Origin of the sequence: Burkholderia sp. Ac-20379 (genome assembly GCF_017104645.1) — a bacterium.
GTDB lineage: Bacteria > Pseudomonadota > Gammaproteobacteria > Burkholderiales > Burkholderiaceae > Burkholderia.
On the sequence record NZ_JAAGPF010000654.1, the window covers coordinates 1 to 1,928 of the forward strand.

Here is a 1,928-nt window from a genome sequence, read left to right on the forward strand (position 1 = left end):
TCCTTTCCCCCCACGCCGCTCTTCCGTGCTCGCTGGCGGGCGCGGCCCGCGGCCGCGTCACGCGCAGGAACGCGCGCCACGGGCTCGCGCCGCACACGCGCGCGACCTGCGCGAGCCGGCCGCCCGTCTGCATCATCGCGCGCGACACCGAGAAATACACCACCGGGAACACGCTCAGCGTCATCGCCGTGGCGATGCCGGGAAACGAGAACAGGAAGCCGCCGAGATCGAAGCCGGCCAACTGCTGCAGATAGCCGTGCGGCTGCAGCAACAGCATCCAGCCGAGCGCGCCGAGATACGGCGGAATCAGGAACGGCGCGAGGAACAGCAGATCCCAGAGCCGTGCGCCGGGCACGCGCACCAAGCCGCGCAGCGCCCCGAGCGGCACGCCGAGCGCGAGCGCGCCGCCCGCCACCGCCAGGCCGAAGCGCAGCGTGTTGCCGAGCAGCGGCCAGGTGTTCGATGCGTCGAGCGTGGCGTAGACGGCCGAGAACGGATGCGCGAACGAGCCCTGGCCGAGCGCGGGAAAGATCGCCTGCAGGCCGACGAACGCGACCGGCAGCCCCACCAGCACCAGCAGCGCCGCGAGCAGGGCACCGAAGCCGGCCACGCGGCCGGCCCGGCCGGACAGCCGTGCGCGCCGCGTGGAGGAACGCTGCGCGAGCACGGTCGCCATCAGTGTTCGCCGAACAGGCTGTTGAAGCGCTTGAGCACCTCGGCGCGCGAGGTCTTGTTGCTGCCGTCGTCCATCGGCAGCAGCTTCAGGTCCTTCAGCGCGGGGCGGGCCGATTTCACGTCGTCGCGGGCCGGGATCAGGTACGCGGCGGCGACGATCTGCTGGCCTTCGTCGGACAGCACGTAATCGACGAACGCGCGCGCGTTGGCCTGTTCCTTCGAGGTCTTGAAGATCATCATCGGGCGCGGCGCGATCACCGTGCCGCTGCTCGGGAAGATCACCTTGACCGATTCGCCGGTGGCGGCCGAGCCGTACGCGACGTAATCCACCGCGCCGAACACGGCCGATTTCGCGCCCTGCAGCACCGGGTTGATGGCCTGCGCGTTCGGGCCGAGCACCACCATGCCGTTCTTGTGCAGGCTGTCGAACAGCGTCCAGGCGGCTTCGCCGAGGCGGTCCTGCAGGCCCAGCAGCAGGTCGAGCGAGGCGCCCGACAGCGCCGGGTTCGGCGTGGTCACCTGGTCGCGATAGGCCGGCGCGGCCAGATCCTTCCAGTCGTGCGGTTCCGGCTTGCCGGTTTTGGTGTTCCAGACGATGCCGAGCGCCGAGATGCCCTGCGCGACGTAGTTCGGGGTCTTGAACATCGGCGAGACGTGCGCCGCGTTCGGGCTGGTGTAGGGCAGCAGCCAGCCGCGGCGGTCGAGATCCTGCGCGGTGTCCCACGACGCGGAAATCAGCACGTCGGCGTGCGGGTTGCTGGCCTCCGCCTCGACGCGGGCCATCAGCTTGCCCGTGGTGGCCTGGAACAGGTCGACCTTCACGCCGGTCTTGTGTTCGAAGCCCTGCGCGAGTTTCTTGGCGAGGTTGCCGGGGCCGGCGGTATATACGGTAAGAGCGTGCACGGATTGAGTCAGCCCGAGGGCCAGCGATAAGGTAAGAACGGTCTTGGAAAGCGTGGTGAGCATACTACCGGCTCCTTGAATTTTGAGCGATCTGCGCGACCCGGCCCTGCGCCAGCGTGACGATCGTGTGCGCCAGCGCGTCGGCTTCGGCGCGATCGTGGGTGACGTAGACGGCGGTGGTGCCGAGTTGCGCGAGCAGTTCGCGGATCTCGCCGCAGAGCGAGGCGCGCAGTTGCGGATCGAGGTTGGAAAGCGGCTCGTCGAACAGCAGCACGCGCGGGCGCGCGACGATCGCGCGCGCGAGCGCGACGCGCTGCTGCTGGCCGCCGGAGAGCGCCGACGGGCGGCGC

Annotated in this window: 3 protein-coding genes; all 3 read right to left on the bottom strand. The window is 69.9% G+C overall.

Going from position 1 to position 1,928, the window contains the following annotated elements:
* The coding region (locus G3N92_RS33650; protein WP_206131813.1) for an ABC transporter permease subunit at positions 1-676 on the bottom strand (676 nt) is incomplete at its 3' end.
* Positions 676-1,578 (bottom strand): ABC transporter substrate-binding protein, encoded by a 903-nt coding sequence (locus tag G3N92_RS33655; RefSeq protein WP_339385888.1) that lies wholly within the window; start codon positions 1,576-1,578, stop codon positions 676-678. The genes G3N92_RS33655 and G3N92_RS33650, both read right to left, overlap by 1 nt.
* Positions 1,579-1,642: 64 nt before the next feature.
* A partial coding sequence (locus G3N92_RS33660; protein WP_206131815.1) for an ATP-binding cassette domain-containing protein occupies positions 1,643-1,928 on the bottom strand: 286 nt, incomplete at its 5' end.